The sequence below is a fragment of the Caulobacter sp. FV1ye6ST genome (assembly GCF_058681225.1).
Window position 1 is genome coordinate 3,988,519 of sequence record NZ_CM178733.1, and the last position, 19,513, is coordinate 4,008,031.

17 protein-coding genes are annotated in these 19,513 nt (G+C 68.9%); 9 read left to right on the forward strand and 8 right to left on the reverse strand.

Annotated features, from left to right (window positions below; all coding sequences use genetic code 11):
• Nucleotides 1-48 precede the first annotated feature (48 nt).
• The 3 genes from ACW175_RS18955 to ACW175_RS18965 are packed head-to-tail and all read left to right on the forward strand — an operon-like array spanning nt 49 to nt 2,475.
• A complete protein-coding gene (locus ACW175_RS18955) occupies nt 49-357 on the forward strand; it encodes a PadR family transcriptional regulator (RefSeq protein WP_492101540.1) in 309 nt (102 codons plus the stop codon).
• The gene (locus ACW175_RS18960) at nt 354-1,526 is read left to right on the forward strand and encodes a putative peptidoglycan glycosyltransferase FtsW/RodA (protein ID WP_492101541.1); all 1,173 of its coding nucleotides are present in this window, start codon (nt 354-356) and stop codon (nt 1,524-1,526) included. Before ACW175_RS18955 ends, ACW175_RS18960 begins: the two co-directional genes overlap by 4 nt.
• A 58-nt stretch (nt 1,527-1,584) precedes the next feature.
• Nucleotides 1,585-2,475 (forward strand): alpha/beta hydrolase-fold protein, encoded by an 891-nt coding sequence (locus tag ACW175_RS18965; RefSeq protein WP_492101542.1) that lies wholly within the window; start codon nt 1,585-1,587, stop codon nt 2,473-2,475.
• Between the two features lie 29 nt (nt 2,476-2,504).
• On the opposite strand, the gene ACW175_RS18970 is transcribed toward ACW175_RS18965, so the two are convergent.
• Nucleotides 2,505-3,476, reverse strand: a complete 972-nt coding sequence (locus tag ACW175_RS18970) for an alpha/beta hydrolase (RefSeq protein WP_492101543.1) — start codon at nt 3,474-3,476, stop codon at nt 2,505-2,507.
• Complete coding sequence (locus tag ACW175_RS18975) at nt 3,473-4,327, reverse strand: SGNH/GDSL hydrolase family protein (RefSeq protein WP_492101544.1); 855 nt, start codon at nt 4,325-4,327, stop codon at nt 3,473-3,475. The genes ACW175_RS18970 and ACW175_RS18975 overlap by 4 nt, the downstream gene beginning before the upstream one ends.
• A 213-nt stretch (nt 4,328-4,540) precedes the next feature.
• Between ACW175_RS18975 and ACW175_RS18980 the strand changes: the two genes are divergently transcribed.
• The 4 genes from ACW175_RS18980 (at nt 4,541) to ACW175_RS18995 (ending at nt 12,685) form a co-directional block, all read left to right on the forward strand.
• A complete protein-coding gene (locus tag ACW175_RS18980) occupies nt 4,541-5,734 on the forward strand; it encodes a TetR family transcriptional regulator (protein WP_492101545.1) in 1,194 nt (397 codons plus the stop codon).
• A gap of 141 nt (nt 5,735-5,875) precedes the next feature.
• Nucleotides 5,876-8,158 (forward strand): TonB-dependent receptor, encoded by a 2,283-nt coding sequence (locus ACW175_RS18985; RefSeq protein WP_492101546.1) that lies wholly within the window; start codon nt 5,876-5,878, stop codon nt 8,156-8,158.
• An 88-nt stretch (nt 8,159-8,246) separates the two neighbouring features.
• On the forward strand, nt 8,247-9,440 hold the full coding sequence (locus ACW175_RS18990; RefSeq protein WP_492101547.1) for a Ca2+-dependent phosphoinositide-specific phospholipase C: 1,194 nt from the start codon (nt 8,247-8,249) through the stop codon (nt 9,438-9,440).
• 110 nt (nt 9,441-9,550) lie between these two features.
• Entirely contained in the window at nt 9,551-12,685 is a 3,135-nt protein-coding gene (locus tag ACW175_RS18995) for a TonB-dependent receptor plug domain-containing protein (RefSeq protein ID WP_492101548.1), read from the forward strand.
• A gap of 6 nt (nt 12,686-12,691) precedes the next feature.
• On the opposite strand, the gene ACW175_RS19000 is transcribed toward ACW175_RS18995, so the two are convergent.
• Nucleotides 12,692-13,717 (reverse strand): FecR family protein, encoded by a 1,026-nt coding sequence (locus ACW175_RS19000; protein WP_492101549.1) that lies wholly within the window; start codon nt 13,715-13,717, stop codon nt 12,692-12,694.
• On the reverse strand, nt 13,714-14,241 hold the full coding sequence (locus ACW175_RS19005; protein ID WP_492101550.1) for an RNA polymerase sigma factor: 528 nt from the start codon (nt 14,239-14,241) through the stop codon (nt 13,714-13,716). Before ACW175_RS19005 ends, ACW175_RS19000 begins: the two co-directional genes overlap by 4 nt.
• Before the next feature lie 300 nt (nt 14,242-14,541).
• On the opposite strand from ACW175_RS19005, the gene ACW175_RS19010 reads away from it, so the two are divergent.
• Nucleotides 14,542-15,081 carry a helix-turn-helix domain-containing protein gene (locus ACW175_RS19010; RefSeq protein WP_492101551.1) on the forward strand — a complete coding sequence of 180 codons (540 nt, stop codon included), beginning with the start codon at nt 14,542-14,544 and terminating at the stop codon, nt 15,079-15,081.
• A gap of 76 nt (nt 15,082-15,157) precedes the next feature.
• Nucleotides 15,158-15,568 carry a GFA family protein gene (locus tag ACW175_RS19015; protein WP_492101552.1) on the forward strand — a complete coding sequence of 137 codons (411 nt, stop codon included), beginning with the start codon at nt 15,158-15,160 and terminating at the stop codon, nt 15,566-15,568.
• A gap of 9 nt (nt 15,569-15,577) precedes the next feature.
• On the opposite strand, the gene ACW175_RS19020 is transcribed toward ACW175_RS19015, so the two are convergent.
• The 4 genes from ACW175_RS19020 to ACW175_RS19035 all read right to left on the reverse strand — a co-directional run bounded on the left by ACW175_RS19020 (nt 15,578) and on the right by ACW175_RS19035 (nt 19,495).
• Entirely contained in the window at nt 15,578-16,687 is a 1,110-nt protein-coding gene (locus tag ACW175_RS19020; protein WP_492101553.1) for a hypothetical protein, read from the reverse strand.
• Nucleotides 16,688-16,804: 117 nt separating this feature from the next.
• Complete coding sequence (locus tag ACW175_RS19025; RefSeq protein ID WP_492101554.1) at nt 16,805-17,344, reverse strand: DUF1993 domain-containing protein; 540 nt, start codon at nt 17,342-17,344, stop codon at nt 16,805-16,807.
• Between the two features lie 43 nt (nt 17,345-17,387).
• Nucleotides 17,388-18,095: a histidine utilization transcriptional repressor HutC gene (hutC, locus tag ACW175_RS19030; protein ID WP_492101555.1), complete on the reverse strand. Its 708-nt coding sequence runs from the start codon at nt 18,093-18,095 to the stop codon at nt 17,388-17,390.
• Entirely contained in the window at nt 18,092-19,495 is a 1,404-nt protein-coding gene (locus ACW175_RS19035) for a formimidoylglutamate deiminase (RefSeq protein WP_492101556.1), read from the reverse strand. The genes hutC and ACW175_RS19035 overlap by 4 nt, the downstream gene beginning before the upstream one ends.
• Between the last annotated feature and the right edge of the window lie 18 nt (nt 19,496-19,513).

Genomic DNA, 19,513 nt, shown 5'->3' on the forward strand with positions numbered 1-19,513 from the left:
CGGCGACCAGGCCTTGACTATAAGTCTACATAGGTAGATTTATTTCTCATGGCTCGCGCACGCTCTCTCTCCGCTCACGCCCGAACAGTTCTGGCCGTCCTTCTCGGCGCGGGAGGCGCGTGGTCTCACGGCTACGAAATCGCCCAGCGCGCGGGGATCAAGTCCGGCACGCTCTACCCGCTGCTGATCCGGCTTGAGGCCCAGGGCTATCTCGAAGCGCAGTGGCAACAGCCGGCGGAAGGCGGAAGACCGCCTCGACATGCCTATCGCCTGACTGAGACGGGCGTCCAACTGGCGCGCGACAATCCTCCTCAGGCGGCGACGCTCCCGAAAATTGGTCAGGCGGCCAATCCATGAGCGTTCAGCGCCACCTGGCCGGCCTGGTTTGCGGCCTGCTGAACGCCAGCCTGCCCGCCGCCAATCGCGACTGGGCGTGCGCGACGCGGGCGGAGATCGCCGCGATCGACAATGACGCCGAAGCGCTGGCCTTCGCCCTGGAGACCTTCTGGGGCCTGGGCGTCCCCGGCCTCGGCTGCCGGCTCTTGGGGGGAGCGGTGAAGCTCGGGGGCGATGACGGCCTCGGCCAGGGCCTTCCGCACCTGGGCTGGCGTGATCGTCTACGCGACTGGCCTCGCGCCCTTGGCGTCGCCAGCGCGTTCGGCGCTTGCCTGATGGGACTTGTGTACCTGGCCGCCGCGGGCGCGCCGGGCCTCTACATCGTCGGCAATATCGCCTCGTTGGGCCTGGGCCTGGTGATGCTGGCCGTCGTCGGACGGAGCCTGTCGTCGACACCCGCCGGGTTGGGCCCGGTCTTGTTGGGACTGAGCCTGATGCTGCTGGGCACGGCGGCGTTTGGCGAAGGGGCCAGCGGCGCGACGCGCTGGCTTCGGCTGGGCGGCCTGGCCGTGCAGCCAAGCCTCATCATCTTGCCGGCGATGGTCGTCGGCTTCGCCCGGTCCCGGACGATCCCCGCCGTCCTGGCGATGATCCTCGCGGCCGGCGCGCTGGCGCTGCAGCCCGATCGCGCCACCGCCGGCGCGCTTTGCGCTGGACTGGCGGCGCAATGGCTGCCGCGCCCCGATCGCCGGGGCCTGATCGCTTTCGCGGCCAGCGCCGTCGGGTGGAGCATCGCGTTGATGCGGGCGGACGCCCTGCCCCCGACGCCCTTCGTCGACGGCGTCCTGGCTTCCGCGCTGGACGTTCATGCGCTGCTGGGATTGGCGGTGCTCGGCGCGATGGCTCTGCTGCTGGCGCCCGGACTGTTGGGCAGCCTGCACGGCGCCGACGCGCAGGAGGCGTATTTCGCGTTCGCCGCGGTCTGGGGCGCCTTGTTTCTCGCCGGCGCGGCGGGCCCCTACCCCACGCCGATTGTCGGCTACGGCGGCAGCGCGATCGTCGGCTATCTCTTGAGCCTGGCCCTGTTGCCGTCGCGCGTTTCGGAGGTCTGGGAAGGGCGCTCCGCCCTCCATGGCGACAGCCGGGCGCCGCCCGATCCGAGCCTGCGCCTGCCGATCGCTCAGCCCTGAGCCTCGCGCCCTCCGCCCGAGGCGGGCCGCTTCACCAAGAAGGAAATCAGCCGTGAAAATGCCTCGCCTTGCAAAGCGGGATCGCTACCTGCTGTCCGCTTTGTTGCTCGTGGGCGCGCTATGGTTCGGCTGGACCGAACTGACCAAGACGCGCGGAGACCAGAAGGTCGCGTTCCAGCCGGCCACGCGCGAATGCGGCTCGGAAGGCGCGCTGCGCTACTGCGTCTATCGCGCGGTCGGCGGCGTCAATGGCGACATCGTCTATCATCTGCACGGTCGCGGCCTGGACGAGCGCATCTGGAACGACGAGACCTATCTGACGGCGATGCTGCAAGCGCGCTGGCAGGCCGACGGAGCGCCGCCGCCCACCGTCGTGACCCTGTCCTATGGCCCGAGCTGGCTGCTGACGCCCAAGGGGCGGATGTCCGACAGCGGCCTGCTCGACGACATGATGCGGCGCTTGCCGGCCATCGAGGCCAAGGTCGGAAGTCCCCGGCGGCGCATGCTGCTGGGGGAATCGATGGGCGGCCTGAACGTCCTGATCGCCGGCCTGTCCTATCCCGACAAGTTCGCCAAGGTCGCGGCGCTGTGCCCAGGCGTCTATGTCGACTCGCCGTTCGCCAAGCTCTCCACGCTCGTCGCCGCGGCGCAACGGACGGGCGCCAACCCGAAGATCGCGTTCGGGATCCGCGCGATGGCCAAGACCTATGCGGCGGACGACGCGGAGTGGCGCCGCGTTTCGCCGATCGAGCTGATCAAGCGCGCGAGGCCGGACTATCCGGCGCTCTATCTCTCGTGCGGCCTCTACGACAACTACGGCAATTTCGAAGGCTCGGAGCGGCTTGCCAGCATGGCGCGCCAGCGCGGCGTCCAGACCGAATGGCGCCCGCTCTATGGCGGCCATTGCGTCACGGATGCGAACTCGGTCGGGGACTTCCTGTTGAAATGATCCCGCACGCGCCGCGCCCGATGGCCGGCCTAGGCGGTCTTTCCGTCCATCCAGCGGCGGAACAGCTGTGGCCAAAGGGCGCTGGGCGCGCCGGGGCGGCCGACGCCGAAGGCGTGCTCGCCGGTCTCGAACAGGTGAGCCTCGCAGCGGATCCTGGCGGCGCGCAGGGCGGCGAGCATCCCCAGGCTATTGTCGATCGAGACGGTGGTGTCGTCCGCCGCGTGCGCGACGAAGCACGGCGGCGTGGCGGCGGAAACCCGCAGGTCCGGCGAGCGGCGGGCGGCCACCGCCGGCGACGGCTGGGCGCCGAGAAGCTGGTCGCGTGACCGCGCGTGGGCCTCGGGCCCGATCATCGTGATCACCGGGTACAGGAGGCCGGCGAACGCGGGGCGGGCGCTTAGTCGGTCTACGGCGTCGATGGGCGCATAGACCGACTGGGCGTGGTCGGTCGCCAGGGTCGCCGCCAGATGACCGCCGGCCGAGAAGCCCAGCACGCCGACCGCCTCTGGCCGGACGCCGAACGCGGCGGCGTTGGCCCGGATCAGCCGCATGGCGCGCTGGGCGTCCTGCAACGGCGCGGCGGCGCGATTGTCCCAGCCCTCGCCGGGCAGCCGGTAGGCCAGCACGAAGACGGTCACGTCCAGGGCGTTGAACGTCCGGGCGACCTCGACGCCCTCATTAGCCGCCGAGATGGCCAGATAGGCCCCGCCCGGACAGACCAGCAGGGCCTGGCCGTTCGGCCGCGCGGGCCGGAACACGTTGAGGGTGGGCCTGGCCACCCCGCGCAGGAAGTTCGGCGGCCAGTCGGCCGGCAGTCCCGGCGTCACGCCGCCGCGCCAGCCGGGCGGGTCACCAGGCCACAGCGGAACAACCTCCTTCGGCGGCCACGCCTCCGCCCAGCCGGCCACGGCGGGGGGCGCGGTCTGGGCCAGCGTCGCGCCGGACAGCAGCGACGCGGCCACGCCCGCGCCGAACGCGCGACGGCTGGGGCCAGCGCTCATCGACGACGCTCCGCCTCGGCCCAGGCGGAGAGGAACAGCGGGTCCATCAGCGCGTAACCCGCCGCCGACGGGTGCACGCCATCGGCGCCGAGCTCCGGCTTCAGCCCCCCGTCAGCGTCGGCCAGGGCCGCGTGGTAATCGACGAAGACCGCGCCTCTTTCGCGGGCATAGCCGTGTAGCCAGGCGTTCCAGGCCTTGATGCGACCGGCGGGCCGCGCTTCTGGCTGCCAGTAAAAGGCCTTGGCCGGCGGGATGCTGGCCAGCACGACCTTGATTCCATGGGCTTGGGCCAGCTCGACCATCGCCCGGATATTGTTCTGGAACCGCGCGTCGGTCATCGGGCCGGTGTTGCCGGCGATGTCGTTGGTTCCGGCCATGATGTGGACGGCGTGCGGCCGCAGGGCGATCACGTCCTGGTAGAAGCGCAGCAGGATCTGCGGGGTCGTCTGGCCGCTGACGCCGCGATCGACGACCCCGTCGGTGAACGCGGCGGGGTCCCGCGTCTTCCAGTACTCGGTGATCGAGTCGCCGATCAGCACGATGCGTGGCCGGGCTCCGCCCGCCAGGCTCTGGTTTTCGGCGGCATAGCGGCAAAGATCGGGCCAGTCATTGGTCCGCTGAACCTCGACATAGCGGCGATAGGCCTGGAGATCCTCGGCGCTGGGCGGCGGCGGCTCGCCGACCAGGCTCCGGCGCTTGGCCAGGGCTTCGGGCGGGGCTGGACAGGGCGCTTCGGCCGTCAACGGGGTGGGCTTGTCCTGGGCCTGGACCGCGCCGAGCGGCGCGACGGCCATCGCGAGCATCATCAGGGCGGCGCCAGCCCAATGGCGGCTTTTCGGCTTGGTGCGCATGGCCGTCCCGTCTCCGTGGCGATGACGGCGCGCTTAACAGCGCCTCATGACCAATCCGTGACATATGTACGAGTCAAATCGTCGGAAAATTATAACTTTCTATCGCCTTGGCATACAATCGTGCGGCCTTTGGAGACACTTTCCGCGAGCGACTTGCGCCCTAAGGCAGCCACATCCTAAAGGCCATACGATCAATCTGTCGACGGACACCCGATGACCGCCCGCCCCGATGCCGACATCCAGCCCGTCCTGCGCGCGGCCCTGACCCTGGTCGCCGCCGACGGCCTGAAGGGCCTCAGCCTGCGCCCCCTGGCCGACCAGTTGGGCAGCACCGTTTCGGCCCTGGCGCACCGATACGGCCTCAAGGACCAACTGGTCGCCGCCGTGATCGACGCCGCGCGCGAGGCGGACATGGCATTCCTGGACGGGTGGCTGTCACGCGCCCGGGCGCTTCAGCCCCTGACCGGCGCGCTGTTAGCGGACTTGGCCGACGCGGTGCTGGACGACATGACGTCCCCTCGTCACGCCGCCCGCACCCTGTTCTTTTTCGAACTGGTTCAGGGCGCGCCGACCCGGCCGGAGATCGTCGCCCCCCTCGCCGCCTGGCGCGACCAGCGGCTGGCCTTCTGGCGCGCGGCGGCCGAGACGATAGGCCCGCCGGAGCTGGGCGACGCCCTGCATGGCTACTGCACCGACGAGGCCGCGCACGGACTGGCGATCGGGGACGTGGCGGCCTATCGCTGGCTGCGTCGGCTGACCTTGCGCCGCCTGTGCGACGGCTTGGTCGCCGCGCCCGGCGCGACCGACCTGCGCGCGTTCGTCATGCTGCACGCCGCGCTCGGCGAGATGATGAACGGCCCCGACGGCTATGAGCCCGCGCCCCTGACGGACTGGCAGGCCAGGATCGCCCGCGACATCTCGGCCCTGATCATCGCTCAAGGCGCCGACGCGGTGACCCATCGCGCCATCGCCGCCCGGGCCGGCGTGGCCAGTTCCACCCTCGCCTATCACTTCCCCCGCCAGGAGGATCTGCTGATGGCGGGACTGGAGGACATCATCGCCCGCCTGCATGGGCGGGTGTACCGCGATCCGGACAAGATCGACCTGGTCGAAGAAGATCTCAGCAGCGTCGAGATCGCCCGCGCCACCTTCGCCGTCGCCCTGGCGGCGACCCGGACGCCACGCCTGAGGGCCTGCGCGGCCGACATGCGCCGCCGGCGCGGCGAGAACTACCTGTTCATCCTGAACCGCCAGATCCCGGGCGAGTCGCCCCTCGACCTGCTGTCGTCCCAGGCCCTGTCGATCGCCGGCATCGGCCAGATCGTGCTCGATGGCGTAACGGCGGGCGGCGACATCGACCGGTCGGCTATCGAGGCCCTGCTCGCCGCCGCCCTGGCGGCCCGCTGACGCCCGCCATTCGTACAAGCGTACGCAAGACGCGCTATGACGAAGAAAACAGGAGGGTCGGCATCGTACATCTGTCACGCCAGCGTCATGACGCGCTGATAGTCGCCCTTCAGCCAGCTCGTGGCAGGGGGTTTTCCGCCAATGATTTCGACACGCCAACTTCATCTCGGGCTCGCCCTGGTCGCCAGCGCCAGCGCCTTGCCCTTCGCACAAGCGTACGCTCAAGCCGCCTCTCCGACGCCCGCCGCGGCCGAGAGCGCCGAGCTCGAGCCGATCGTCGTCACCGCCCAACGCCGTAGCGAGAACCTGCAGGACGTGCCGGTCGCGATCACCTCGATCACCGGCAAGGCGCTTGAGAACTCCAACTTCCAGTCGGTCACCGACCTGCAGTACGTCGTTCCGGGCGTGCAGTTCGACATGACCAATGGCGCGGCTTTCCAGATCCGCGGCGTCGGCAGCACCTCGTTCGACTATTCCAACGAGAAGTCGGTCAGCCTGGTGGTCGACGACGTGGTCATGGACGCCCAGCGCGACAACGGCCTGACCGGCCTGACCGACATCCAGCAGGTCGACGTGCTGATGGGCCCGCAGGGCACGCTGTTCGGCAAGAACGCCACGTCGGGCGTCATCTCGATCGCCACCGTCAAGCCGGTGCTGGGCGACTTCTCGGCGAAGGTCGCCGGCAGCTACGGCCAGCGCGAGGACCGCAATGCGACCCTGACCGTCAACGCGCCGCTCGGCGACAAGGCCGCTCTGCGCGTCTCGGCCTTCACGCAAGGCCAGGAAGGCTACGGCGACTACACGACGCTGCACCAGCCTTTGAATTCCTTCAAGGAATACGGCTATCGCGCCAAGCTGCTGCTGCAGCCGGTCGACGGCCTGGAGGTGCTGTACACCAACGACTACGAGCACCACTGGGACAACTTCATCCGCACCTCGGTGTCGGGCGGCTCGGCCGCGCTGACCGCCCTGCAGATCGCCCACGGCGTGACGCCCGGTCCGCGCAACGACGACAACGCCGACTCCAGCATGGGCGTCACGCGCTCCAAGACCCAGGGCCATGCGCTGCGGGTCCAGTATCAGGTCGGCAAGGACACCCTGACCTCGATCACCGCCTATCGCGAAACTGATTATCACGGCGAGGCCAACGCCAACCTGGTTCCCGCCACCGAGTTCGCCTTCCTGCCCTACAACACCGGCGAGCTGCACACCGAGAAGGTCAGCCAGGAACTGCGCTGGGCCTCGCCGACGGGCGGCTTCGTCGAATATCTGGGCGGGCTGTTCTATGACCGGCTGATCGCGCGTTCGACCCAGCTGCAGTGGGCCACCCTGGGCGCGCCTCTGGTGTCGTCGACCGGCGTCAAGCTGACCAACTTCTACACCCTGACCAGCCCCATCGGCGTCAGCAACGCCAACTCGACCCTGTTCAAGACCCAGAACACCACCGCCGCCGCCTTCAGCCAGCTGAAGTTCAACCTCACGCCCAAGGCCAGCCTGGCGATCAGCGGGCGCTACACCCACGACAACAACGCCCAGTCGATCGACTACATCTGGATCGACCCGCGGCCGATCACCGGCGTCAACGCCACCTTCACCCCCACCTCGGCCAAGCCGTTCAAGCAGAGCGGCCGGGTCAAGGGTCACAACTTCTCTTACCGCGTGGCGGCCCAGTACAAGCTGACCGACGACGTCATGGCCTATGCGACCTATTCCACCGGCTACAAGCCCGGCGGGGTGGCCGTGGTGGGCAACCAGTACGCGCCCTATGCCGACGAGACCGTCAAAAGCCTGGAAGCTGGCGTCAAGTCCGAGCTGTTCGGCCGCCGCGTGCGCCTGAACGCCGACGTCTTCCGCTCGACGTTCAGTGACTTCCAGGCCTCGGTCCTGACCGTCATCCCGGGCAATCCCATCACCCAGATCGCCATCGGCAACGCCGGCGAGCTGAAGAGCCAGGGCGCCGAAGCCAACTTCGCCTGGCGGATCGACGAGGCCTTCACCCTGACCGGCGCGGCCACCTACGCCGACGCCCATTTCGTCGACTACCAGTACAACGCCACCACCAACTACGGCGGCAAGAGCCTGACCCAGGCGCCGAAATGGCAGACCTCGCTCAGCCTGGCCTATGACCACGACGTCGGTGGAAACCTGCGGCTGCGGGCCAATCTCGACTATGCCTGGCGCGGCAAGAGCTGGGCTCAACTGGGCGAGCCGGCCAACATGGAGTTGCCGGCGTTCGGCCTGCTCAATGGCCGCGTCAGCGTCTCGCCGCGGAACAGCGCCCTGGAGCTTGGCCTCTACGGCCGCAACCTGTTCGACAAGTACTACTCGGCGAGCCTGCAGCAGTATTCGACGCTGAGCCTCGTTCACTACACGGTCCGCGACGCGCACCGGACCGTGGGCGTCTTCGCCCGCTACGCCTTCTGATCCGTCCCCGAAGCGCCGGCGTCCTAGCCGGCGCGAACTCTCCCGCCCGCGCGTCAAGCCGGGCGGGACCTTTTCTCAGGACAACTCCATGCCGCGCGCCTGCCTGATCGCCCTGGCGGCCATGATGACCGCACCCGCCGTCGTCGCCCAGGAAGCCTCGAACCTGAGCCCCGACCTGAAGCTCAACCAGCTTCAGGTTCTCGGCACCCACAACAGCTACGCCCTGCCAGCCGATCCACGCCTTCTGGCCCTGGCCGAGCCCCTCGTCGGCCGCGTCACCAGCCAGCTGTCGACCAGGCTGCCCCCGAGCGAGATGGCGTTGTTCAAGGAAGAGCATCCCAACGACGTCACCCTGAGCGAGGGGCTGAGCTATCGGCATCCCGACCTGACCGCCCAGCTGAACGCGGGCGTGCGCAGCCTCGAAATCGACGTCAATCCCGATCCCAAGGGCGGCAACTTCGCCGATCCGGCCGGCTATCGCCTGCTGCGCGCCCAGGGCGCGACCGACCTGGCGTCGTTCGACGTCGAGGCCCTGAAGGCTCCGGGCTACAAGGTGCTTCACATCGCCGATATAGACTTCCGCAGCCATTGCCCGGCGCTGATGTCGTGCCTGCGCCAGATCCGCGACTGGTCCGAGGCCCACCCTGGCCACGTGCCGCTGTTTCTCGTCGTCGAGGCCAAGGTCCAGGACCTGCCGCTGCTGCCCGATCCGACCCACACCGTGCCGTTCACGCCCGCCCTGTTCGACGACCTCGACCGGGAGCTCTTGGAGGGACTGGGCCGCGAGCGCTTGATCACGCCCGACGATGTGCGCGGGGCCTATCCGACACTGAACGCGGCGATCCGCGCCGGCGCCTGGCCGACCCTGAAGGCCGCGCGCGGCAAGATCATCCTCCTGATGATCACCGCCACCGGCGAGGGCGGCACGAGAGGATACCTCGAAGGCCACCCGTCGCTGAAGGGCCGCGCGGCCTTTCTGCGCGCCGAGCCGGGCCAGGACCACGCCGCCTTCCTGATGTTCGACAACGCCTTGGCGCGCCAGGACCAGATCCGGGACTATGTGCGCCAGGGCTACATCGTCCGGACGCGAACGGACATCGAGACCTATGAGGCCAAGACCAACGACATGACGCGCGCCAACGCCGCCCTCGCCAGCGGCGCCCAGGTGGTCACGACGGACTTCGAGCAGCCGGGCAACGCCTATGGCACGCCCTATGTCGTACGCCTGCCCGGCGGCGGCGTGGCCCGCGCGAACCCCTTGATCGGACCTCGACCGCGCTGACGCGGCGCATGGAGCGCGCCCCGCCGCCCCCCCACCGGCGGGTCCGCGCCTCAAACGATTGATCGCCGTTATCCAAACTGTTAACGGCCGTCTGGAGCGAGGGGGTCTTGATGCGCGGCAATGCGGCTTGCGTGATGCTGGTGGCCCTCGGGCTCGTGGTCACCCACGCCACACCGACGCGCGCGCAAGCTTCCCGATCCTTGGCGGTCGACACGACAGGGAAATCCCTGGCGAGCGCCCTGACCGAACTGGCTCGGCGCTCCGGGCGGGAACTGCTGGTGGCCGCGCCAGCCCTGGGCGCCCGTCCCGCGCCGCGGCTCAAGGGTCGCTACGCCATCGAGCAGGCCCTGCCGCTGCTGCTTGAAGGTTCCGGCCTGGCCTACCGGCGCACCGCCGATGGGACCTACATCGTCTATGTCGCGCCGTCGCTTCCCGCGCCGGAGCCCGACGTCCCCGTGGCCCTTCCGGAACTGCTGGTGACCGCGCGCAGCCAGAACAGCGACATCCGGCGCACCGAGAACGACATCCAAGCCTACAAGGTCTGGAGCAGTCGGGACATCGAGCAGGCCCACTCGGCCGACATCAACGAGTTCCTGCGCCTGATGGCCACCGGCGACGCCCAGATCGCCTCGGCCCTGCAGGACCCGTCCAATACCAACGCCAGCACGCGCTCGGAGGTCAATCTGCGGGGCCTGGGCTCGAACCAGACGCTGGTGCTGGTGGATGGTCGCCGGATGCCCGGACTGCCGCCGGCCGGCGGCTCCGGCGTCCTGGTCAGCCAGACCGACATCAATGCGCTGCCCCTGGCCGCGATCGATCGGATCGAACTCCTCAACGCCACGGCCGGTGGCGTCTATGGGGCCGGGGCCAGCGGCGGCGCGGTCAATATCGTGCTCAAGCGGGACTATCGCGGCGCCGATCTGGGCATGACCTACGGGATCACCGGGCGCGGCGACGCCCCCGCTCGGCGACTGGACGGCCGGATCGGTTTCTCCCCGGACAGCGGCCGAACGAACGTCATGGTCGCGTTCGGCCTGTCGCGGGGCGATGGACTGGACGTCGGCGATCGCGACTACGAGGCCAGGGCACGGGCGCGGCGCTATCGCAATGATCCCGCTGAGTTGGCGCTCGAGCGGCCGGTCAGCGGCGCGATCAACATCTTCAGTACGAGCGGCGCCAATCTGACGCTCGACCCCGCCTATGGCGGCGCCAGCCTGGGCGCGGCCACGACGTTCGCGCCGGCGTCCTATGGCGGCCTGACCGCCGACCGCGGCGCGGTGTTGCTGGCCAATGCCGGACGCACGGACACGAGCCTCTCGCCTGATTCCGCCGGCGCGCGCCGGGCCCTTCTCGCCCGACGGGAAACGGCGTCGGTGATCGGCAGCGTCCGTCATCGGTTCGGCTCCGCCATCGAGGCCTATGCCGACGTGCTGGCGATGCGAAACGAGGGCCGGTCGGTCGTTCCGCAAGACAACCTGCACGCCATCGGCCTGCCCGCCGACGCCCCGAGCAACCCGTTCCAACAGGCCATCATCCTCACCCTCCCGCTCCCGGGCTTCGACCCGACGGGACACAATCTGACCAAGACCGCACGGGCCACGGCCGGCCTGATCGCGGACTTGCCCGGTGGCTGGAAGGCGAACGCCGACTATAGCATCGGCAAGGCCAGCATCGATGTCGTCCTGGACGCCAAGGCCCTGTCACCAGCCTACTTCGCGAAACTGAGCACTGGCCTGATCGACCCCTTGGGCGGGCAGACGACGTTCCTCGCCGCCATGGCCGGCGCGCTGATCGACACGCGCACGAGCTTGGCCCAGTCCAACCATTTCAGGAACCGGTCGTTGCGGCTGGCCGGGCCGCTTCTCGACCTCGACGGCGGACCACTGAACTTGACCTTGACGGCCGAAGACCGGCGCGAACGCGTTCCGCCGTCGGCCATCCATATATCCGACACGGGCGTTGGCCCACTCGATGCGCCGCTGCAGGGGCTGGTTCAGTCGGCGCGCCAGTATTACGGCGAGCTGCGCGCGCCGCTCACCGACCGCTACACCGGCCCAGCGGGCCTGAAGGGCCTGGAATTCCAACTCGCTCTGCGACGCGAGGAGACGCGCCAAGGGCCGCCGACCAACATGCCGGTCGGCGGCACGGTGACCGAGGTCACCGAGCGCTCGCGTCAGGCGTCCACGCTCTACACCGCCGGCTTCAAGGCTTTTCCGGTCGACTGGCTGATGGTGCGGACCAGTGTGTCGTCGGGTTCCGTGCCCCCTGTGGCCGACCAGCTCGGCTCCGGGACGATCCACTACACATCCGATCCGGCGGCCTATGCGGCGGCGAGCGGCCGCAAGGTCCTGCTGGATGCGGGAAGCCAACCGACCGATCCCCGACGCGGCGGCGAGGCCTTGGGGCAGACTGGCGTCTACGACCTGCTATCGGGCGGCTCGCTGACCTTGCGTCCGGAGCACGCGCGCAGCCTGTCGGCCGGGGTGGTGCTGACCCCGATGAACGACCTGCGCATCTCGGTCGACTACACGCGGATCGAAAAGCGGCAGGAGATCTTCCGCTTCCACACCGGCGACATGCTGTACTTCCTGCAGCACGAAGACCTCTTCCCCGACCGGGTGAAGCGCGCCCCACTGACCGAAGCCGATCGCGCCAAGGGCTATTCCGGCGGCGTCGTCACGGCCATCGACACCACCAGTTTCAACATCGGCCGGACCTTCGTCGAGGCCGTGGACATCCAGGGCGACTATCTGATCCGGACGGAACGCCTGGGCGATTTCCGGCTGCGCGCGGCGACGACCTGGCAGCCGCACCTGCGGCGACAGACCGATCCGACCAGCCCGTCGATCGACTATGTCGGCTATGCCGACGGCCCGCTGGCCTGGCGCGCAAACGGCGGGGCGGACTGGTCGAAGGGCGTGTTCACCGTGGGCTTCAACGTCTCGTTCCATGGCGGCTATCGTGTCTACGGCAGATCCGACGCCATCGCGCAGCTGACGCGATGGCAGGGCGCCGACCGGATCCCGTCCCAGGCCTATGTCGACCTCTTCGCGACCCATCGCGTCAGCTTCGGAAATGGCGGACCGCGGAACGCCGAAATCCGCTTCGGCGTACAGAACCTGCTGGACCACAGTCCGCCGGTGATCGCTCAACGCGTCGGCTTCGGCCTGACGACGTTCAACTACAGCACCTATGGCGACCCGCGCCGGCGGCGGTTCGAGCTGAGCCTGGTCGGCCATTTCTAGGGCGGGTCAGCGCTTCGAGACCAGCTCGTAGGTGTCGGCGTCGCGGGCGACCAGCTTGACCGGCAAGACCTGCGACACCGAGCGGCCGAACCGCTCGATGTCGCCTGTCTTGAAGACGCCGGTGATGCGCAGAGCGGCGACCTTGGGGTCCTTGATGACGATCTGGGCGCGCGTGTAGCGGTTCAACAGGCCGATCGCCTCGGACAGGGTCTGGTCCTGAAACTCCACGACGCCCTGCTTCCAGGCCAGGTCCTCGTTGAGGTCCGCGGACGAGACCACGCCGGCCTTGCCGTCCTGGGCCGCGAAGGCCTGACCAGGGGTCAGCTTGACCAGCGGCGCGGTGGAACCGGAGGCGACCGAGACGCTGCCTTGGGCCAACACCACCCGCACGGCGCCCGGCGTCAGCCGCACGTCGAACTGGGTGCCCAGCGCGGTGACCACCCGTCCGGCCGCCTCGACGGCGAAGGGATGGGCCTTGTCGTGGGCGACGTCGAAGAACGCCCGTCCGTTCAGCAGGCGCACGTCGCGACGACCGCCGGTGAAGGCGACATCGACCGCGCTGTTGGCGTCCAGCGTGACGCGCGTGCCGTCTGGCAGGTCGACGATCGACTTCTGTCCCTGGCCGGTGACGTAGTCGGCCCGGCCCGCGGCGGTCAACGAGGCGGTCTGGTTGGCCGCGACCTGGGTCGGCTTGCCCGATCGCTCGAACCAGCCCTGCTGGGCGCCCAGGAGCAACGTCGCCGAGACGGCCGCGACGGCGATCGACGCCGCGATCAGTCGCGGCCAGAACGGCCGGGCGACGGGCTCCGGCCCGGCCTGCCGGGCGGCGCGCGCCATGGCGGCGATCAGGTCGCTGTCGTCGGCGTCGTCGAAGACGTCCCACATGGCGTGAACCTGGGTCCAGGCGTGGCGGTTCTCCTCGCTCTCGTCCAGCCAGTCGGCGAACTGCTCGCGTTGAGGCGACTGGTCGAGGTCGTCGCGGGCCAGCCAGCGCGCGGCCGCCTGGGCGGGGGTCAGGATCTCGCGGGTCATCGGGCGTCTCCCGCGTGGGCCATCAGATGTTCGATGGCGCGAACCATGTGCTTTTCCACCGCGCTGACCGACAGACCCAACTGCGTGGCGATGGCCTGATGCCGCAGACCGTCGATCCGGCGAAGCAGGAAGATCGCCCGTGTCCGTTCCGGCATGGTCATGAGTGCGGCGGCGGCCGCGTTCAGGGCCTGCTTGCCGGCATAGATGCGGGCCGGGTCGAAGTCCTGATCCCCGCGCAGGTCCGGATCCAGAGCGACATGCTCGTCGGCGTGCCGGACGGTGCGGCGGCGATAGCGGTCGGCCAGCACGCTGGCGGCGGTCTGGAAGATATAGGCGCTGGCGTGATCGGTATTGTCCGGCGTGCCGCGCACGGTCAGGCGCAGGAAGACCTCCTGCACCAGATCCTCGACCTCGCCGGCATTGCGGACCCGGCGCCGGAAATAGGCCGTCAGCGGTCCGCGCATCGCCGCCGCCTGCTTGGCGAAGGCGTCCGCGCGCGCGGCGGCGTCGGAGGCATTGGTCATCAGCTCCCCTCTCGCCATTCCCATCAGAGACTCCGCTGGCTGTCCAACGACATGTGGACGTCGTCTTCGAGAGGGCAGAACGCAGGCTTGGGAAAAGTCCTCACCCCGAAATTTTATTTTCGCGCCTCGATGGCCGGCGCGAAGAGGTCGACCCCAAATATCATGCTGAAAATATTCGACTTTTCGGAGATAAATATTCTTTGCCGCATCCCCTCGCGGAACAAAGGTCGGTGAGGAATTTTCCTCGGCCTGCGTGAACCCCAACAGGCGGCGAATGACCGTCCGATGGAGATCACGATCATGAGCACTCTTGGCCTTTCTCTGAACAGCGCGGGCGCCGCCCCCTTCTCGGCCGGCCCGATGGCGCAGGCGCTTCTGGACATGCTGGGCCGCGCCGAGCGCGCGCTCGAGATCGACCCGCGCCAGGCCAAGGTGTTCCTCGGCCAGGCGTCACGCCTTCTGGAGCCGGCGGCGGAAGCCGCTCAGGCGCGGGATGCCGGTCTGGCGCCGTGGCAGGAGCGCAAGGTGCTGCGCCACATCGGCGATCATCTGGACCGCTCGATCAGCAATCACGAACTGGCGGAAGTGGTCGGCCTGAGCATCAGCCACTTCTCCCGACGCTTCAAAGCCAGCTTCGGCATCCCCCCGCGCGATTATCTGATCCGCAGCCGGGTCGAACGCGCCAAGACGTTGATGCTGGATCCCGACGCGGCGCTCTGCCAGATCGCCCTGGACTGCGGCTTCTGCGACCAGGCCCACCTGTCGCGGCTGTTCCAGGCCGTCACCGGCGTCACGCCCAGCCGTTGGCGGCGGCAACACATGAACGCGGCGGCGGCCTAGAAATTGATCGTCGGCCCAAGCTCGGCCCTACACACCAGGATTTGACCGGCTTTCACGTCGGCGTTCTACTTCCCACATGACCACGACCTACAAAGGCGGCTGCCTGTGCGGCGCTCTGCGCTGGGAAGCCGAACGGGCGCCGGACTATATGGGCCTGTGCTGCTGCGCCGACTGCCGCAAGGCGTCGGGCGGGGGCTTCATCCCGTTCATGGGCTTCGCGGCCGAGGCCCTGACGATCAGCGGCCCGGCGCGGTCGTTCCGCAGCCGCGCCTTCCGAGGCGGCGAGGCCACCCGCAATTCCTGCCCCACCTGCGGGGGCCTCGTCTTCGGCGGCGAGCATGGGCTGAGCGACAGCCACACGATTTACGCCGGAAGCCTGGACGACCCGACCCTGTTCAAGCCGTCCATGGCCCTGTTCAACCGCGACCGTCCGGACTGGGTGATCCTGCCGGACGGCCTGACGGTTTTCGAGACGATGCCGGACTAGAGGAAGCCCCTAGACGAAGGCGCCGGCGTCGTGGTGGTCGGCCGGCTGAGCGACCAGGGCCACCGCGTCGGCCGAGGCCGGAATGCTCGCCTTGGCCGCCACGAGGGCGCCGCCGTAGCTGGCCTTGCCGTCATAGGCGTCGGTCAGGAAGGCCTTGGTCGCCTCGGCATAGGAGCCGACACCCGCGTTCATCCCGGCGTACATCACGAACCCGGCCATGGCGGCCTTGGCGCCCAGAGCGTCGTGGCCATAGGCGGTGAAGTAGTTCTGCTGCGCGACGATATAGTCGATGGCCGCGTTGACATTGATCCCCGCCGCCGTCGCCTTGGCGTTGCCGATGATGGCGTCATAGGCCTTCACCACCGCGTCGCGGAACGACAGGCTGTCATAGGCGGTCTTGAACGACGCCGCGCCGGCGCCGCTCATGGCCTGATTGACCGCGAACTCGATGTATTTGTTGCCGGTGTTGTAGATCGCGTAGGCGTAGTCGGTCAGGTCGCTGGTGTTGGCGGCGCTGTCGATCAGGTCGTTCAGGGCCGTCTGGCTGGGCGTCTTGCCGGTGAAGAAGTTCAGCGCCTGCAGCGCAAGGGCCGAGGTGTCCAGGGAGTAGCCGACCAGCTTGTCGATGAAGACCGCCTTGGTGATCTTGTTGGCGATGACGTCGGCCTGCAGCTGCGCCAGCTCCTTCATCTCCGCGTAGAAGGCGTTGACCACCTTCTCGCCGTTCGGACCGGTCAGATATTCCGACAGCGCCTTGGACGAGCTGGCCGAGATGCCGGCCAGGGCCTTGTAGGCGTCCTTGATCTGGGCGTCGGTCAGCACGATCGGATTGGCCACAGTGCCCGTGCCGCCGGTCCCGCCCGTGCCCGTGCCGAAGGCCACGCTGAGCGGCGTATCCAGCGGGAACTTGGTGAGAGCCTCCTTCAGGGTCTGGACGCCGATATTGATCAGGGCCGGATTGGCCTCGACCAGGGCCAGGGCCGCGTCCACATCGGGCGTCAACACGCCGAAGCTCTTCAAAAGCGGCCGTAGGTCGACGAACTTGAACGTCGCCTGGACGATGCCGCTGTCGACCAGCTGGATCAGGAATTGAAAGTCGCGAAGTGTCGGTTCGGCCATGACGGGATCCCTCAGGGACCCTCGCCGCACCACGCGTCACACTCGGTCCCCGAACGCCGTTCTACGGTTACGACGGCCGAGACCGACATCCCCTGGACTGGGGGTAGCCAGGCGGACTCAACCTCCGGGCAAGGTTCCGGGGCGGATATAGGCGAACATGTGCTGGACCCAGTCGGGCTTGCCCAGGGGGACGCCCTGGTTGCGCAGGATCGCGTAGGCGGTCGTGAGGTGGAAATAGACCTGGGCCAGCGCCCAGTCGCGCAGGAACTGCTCGCCGGTCAGGTCGAAGACTATGCCGTTGGGCATCTTCAGCTCGATCGGCTTTTCGGCCGCGCCGTCGAAGGCCGAGGCCGGCGTCGCCTCGATCCGCGCCACTGCGTCGGCCAGCTGGGCCTTCAGGCCGGCGAAGTCGGTCGCGTCCTCGACCGGGGCGAACGAGTCCGCGCCGGTCAGGTGTCGCAGGAGGTCGCTGGTCTGCACGCAGACGAACCGCACCTGGGTCGACAGCGGGAACATGTCCGCCGCCAGCCGCGCCCCGATCAGGCTCTCCGGCGCCAGCCCGTGCTCGGCGGCATGGGCCTCGCCCTTGGACAGCTGGGCCGACAGGCCTTTCAGCATATGGGCGTAGGTCGGGATGGCGATCGCGTGCAGGTCCATGGGCGTCCTCCGGTTTCAGCGAGGAGGTAAGCCGGACTCGACGTCAGATACTAGGCCCGAACCGCGCCACCAGGTCGTACGCCTCGCCTGGGAACACCTGGCGGACCCTCGTGACGTGCTGGCCCTCGCGCCAGGTGCGGCGATCGACGACGAGGCAGGCCGCGCCCTCGTCCAGGGCCAGCAGGCGGGCGACGTCGGCGTCGGCGTTGACGGCGCTGATCCGGCTCTCGGCCTCGGTCCAGGCGACATGCTCCAGCAGCCAGGCGCCGGGCGGGACCCGTGTGAAGTCGGCGGCCTCCATCTCGGCCGCGGCCTTCAGGGAGACCAGGCGCCGCTCCAGGGCGAACGGCCGGCCGCCAGCGTCATGGATCCCGTCCAGCGCCAGCAGCTTGCCGCCGGCCGCCAGCTCGACCTCCTCGGGGCTGTCGCGATCGGCGGCGCGCACCGTCCGGGCCAGCAGGCGGAAGGCATAGGTCTCGCCGCGCGCGACGATCTCCGACTGGATGTCGGGGATATTCAGCACCGGCGCGTGGACCTTCGGCCGCGCCACGAACGAGCCGGCGCGCTTGCGGCGCACGATCAGCCCGGCCTCGACCAGGGCGGTCATGGCCTTATTCACCGTCATCCGCGAGCAGCCGTACTGGCCCATCAGCTCGGCCTCGGTCGGCGCGCGATGGCCGGGCGCCCATTCGCCGGAGCGGATGCGGGCCTCGATGTCCGAGCGGATGCGCTGGTGAAGCGGCCCCGTCACGCCAGCAGGGCCTTCAGGGTCTGGACGTAGCGCGCGGTTATCGTCTCGCGAGCATGGTGGCGGCCGCTGGAGACGAGCTGCTTGCCGTGCCGCCAGACGGTGTCGATCCCGCCGCCGGCGAAGACCAGGCTGTCGATCAGCGGGTCGCCCGACCGCCCGACGATGTTCGGATGGCTGGCGTCGAGGGTGATGAAGTCAGCCGCCGCGCCGCGCCGCAGGCCGCCCCTTGTCGCCCCATTGGCGACGCCCAGGGCTTGGGCCCCGCCCAGCGTCGCCGCGCGCCACAGGTCGCCGCCGGTGGAACGGCGCGGTCCGCCCGCCAGCACGTTGCGGGCCCGGCGGGTGAGGCGCTGGGCGTACTCCAAGGTCCGCAACTCCTGGGCGGCGTCGATCACGATGTTGGAGTCGGTCCCGATTCCGAAACTTCCGCCAGCGGCCAGGTAGTCCGGGGTCGGAAAGATCCCGTCGCCCAGATTGGCCTCGGTCACCGGGCACAGGCCGGCGGTGGCGCCGCTCTTGGCCAGGCGCTCGGTCTCGGTGGCGTTGATGTGGGTTGCGTGGATCAGGCACCACCGCTTGTCGACCTCGGTGTGGTTCATCAGCCAGCGGACGGGACGCTGGCCGGTGGCGGCCAGGCAGTCGTCGACCTCTTTCGTCTGCTCAGCGACGTGCATGTGGATCGGACCGCCGGCGGCCAGCGGAATGATCGTGTCCAGTTCCTCCGACGTGACCGCGCGCAGACTGTGCGGCGCGATCCCGACCACCGCCTCGGGCAGGTCGGCGACGATCTCGCGGCAGGCCTCGACCAAGCGCGCAAAGCCGTCGACATCGTGGATGAAGCGCTTCTGGCCATCCGTGGGCGGCAGGCCGCCGAAGTTGCTATGCGCATAGAACACCGGCAGCAGGGTCAGGCCGATCCCGGTCTCTTCCGCCGCCGCCGCCATTCGCGCGGCCATCTCGGCCGGGTTGTCGTACGCGCCGCCATCGGGCGCGTGGTGCAGGTAGTGGAACTCGCCGACCCGCGTGAAGCCGCCCTCCAGCATCTCGACCTGGCCCATGGCGGCGATGGCCTGGGCCATGTCGGGGTCCAGCCGCTCCAGGAAGCGGTACATGACCTCGCGCCAGGTCCAGAAGTTGTCGCCGGTTTCCCCGCGCGTCTCCGCCAGACCCGCCATGGCGCGCTGGAAGGCGTGGCTGTGGACGTTGGCCAGCCCCGGCAGCGCGGGACCGAGGCGGATCGCGTCGCCCGCCGACGTATCGGTGTCGATGCGGGCGATGCGGCCGTCCGTGATCGTGAACTTGACGCCCCGCGCCCAGCCGTCCGCCAGCAGGGCGCTCTCGCACCAGACGGAGGTCGAAACTTCGGCGGGTTTCTCTATCGGATTTTGCGCGTCGGTCACTGGACAAGCCTCATCGTT

Coding starts and splice junctions, on each gene's coding strand:
- ACW175_RS18955 (WP_492101540.1), top strand. CDS start 49: ATGGCTCGCGCACGCTCTCTCTCCGCTCACGCCCGAACAGTTCTGGCC.
- ACW175_RS18960 (WP_492101541.1), top strand. CDS start 354: ATGAGCGTTCAGCGCCACCTGGCCGGCCTGGTTTGCGGCCTGCTGAAC.
- ACW175_RS18965 (WP_492101542.1), top strand. CDS start 1,585: ATGCCTCGCCTTGCAAAGCGGGATCGCTACCTGCTGTCCGCTTTGTTG.
- ACW175_RS18970 (WP_492101543.1), bottom strand. CDS start 3,476: ATGAGCGCTGGCCCCAGCCGTCGCGCGTTCGGCGCGGGCGTGGCCGCG.
- ACW175_RS18975 (WP_492101544.1), bottom strand. CDS start 4,327: ATGCGCACCAAGCCGAAAAGCCGCCATTGGGCTGGCGCCGCCCTGATG.
- ACW175_RS18980 (WP_492101545.1), top strand. CDS start 4,541: ATGACCGCCCGCCCCGATGCCGACATCCAGCCCGTCCTGCGCGCGGCC.
- ACW175_RS18985 (WP_492101546.1), top strand. CDS start 5,876: ATGATTTCGACACGCCAACTTCATCTCGGGCTCGCCCTGGTCGCCAGC.
- ACW175_RS18990 (WP_492101547.1), top strand. CDS start 8,247: ATGCCGCGCGCCTGCCTGATCGCCCTGGCGGCCATGATGACCGCACCC.
- ACW175_RS18995 (WP_492101548.1), top strand. CDS start 9,551: ATGCGCGGCAATGCGGCTTGCGTGATGCTGGTGGCCCTCGGGCTCGTG.
- ACW175_RS19000 (WP_492101549.1), bottom strand. CDS start 13,717: ATGACCCGCGAGATCCTGACCCCCGCCCAGGCGGCCGCGCGCTGGCTG.
- ACW175_RS19005 (WP_492101550.1), bottom strand. CDS start 14,241: ATGACCAATGCCTCCGACGCCGCCGCGCGCGCGGACGCCTTCGCCAAG.
- ACW175_RS19010 (WP_492101551.1), top strand. CDS start 14,542: ATGAGCACTCTTGGCCTTTCTCTGAACAGCGCGGGCGCCGCCCCCTTC.
- ACW175_RS19015 (WP_492101552.1), top strand. CDS start 15,158: ATGACCACGACCTACAAAGGCGGCTGCCTGTGCGGCGCTCTGCGCTGG.
- ACW175_RS19020 (WP_492101553.1), bottom strand. CDS start 16,687: ATGGCCGAACCGACACTTCGCGACTTTCAATTCCTGATCCAGCTGGTC.
- ACW175_RS19025 (WP_492101554.1), bottom strand. CDS start 17,344: ATGGACCTGCACGCGATCGCCATCCCGACCTACGCCCATATGCTGAAA.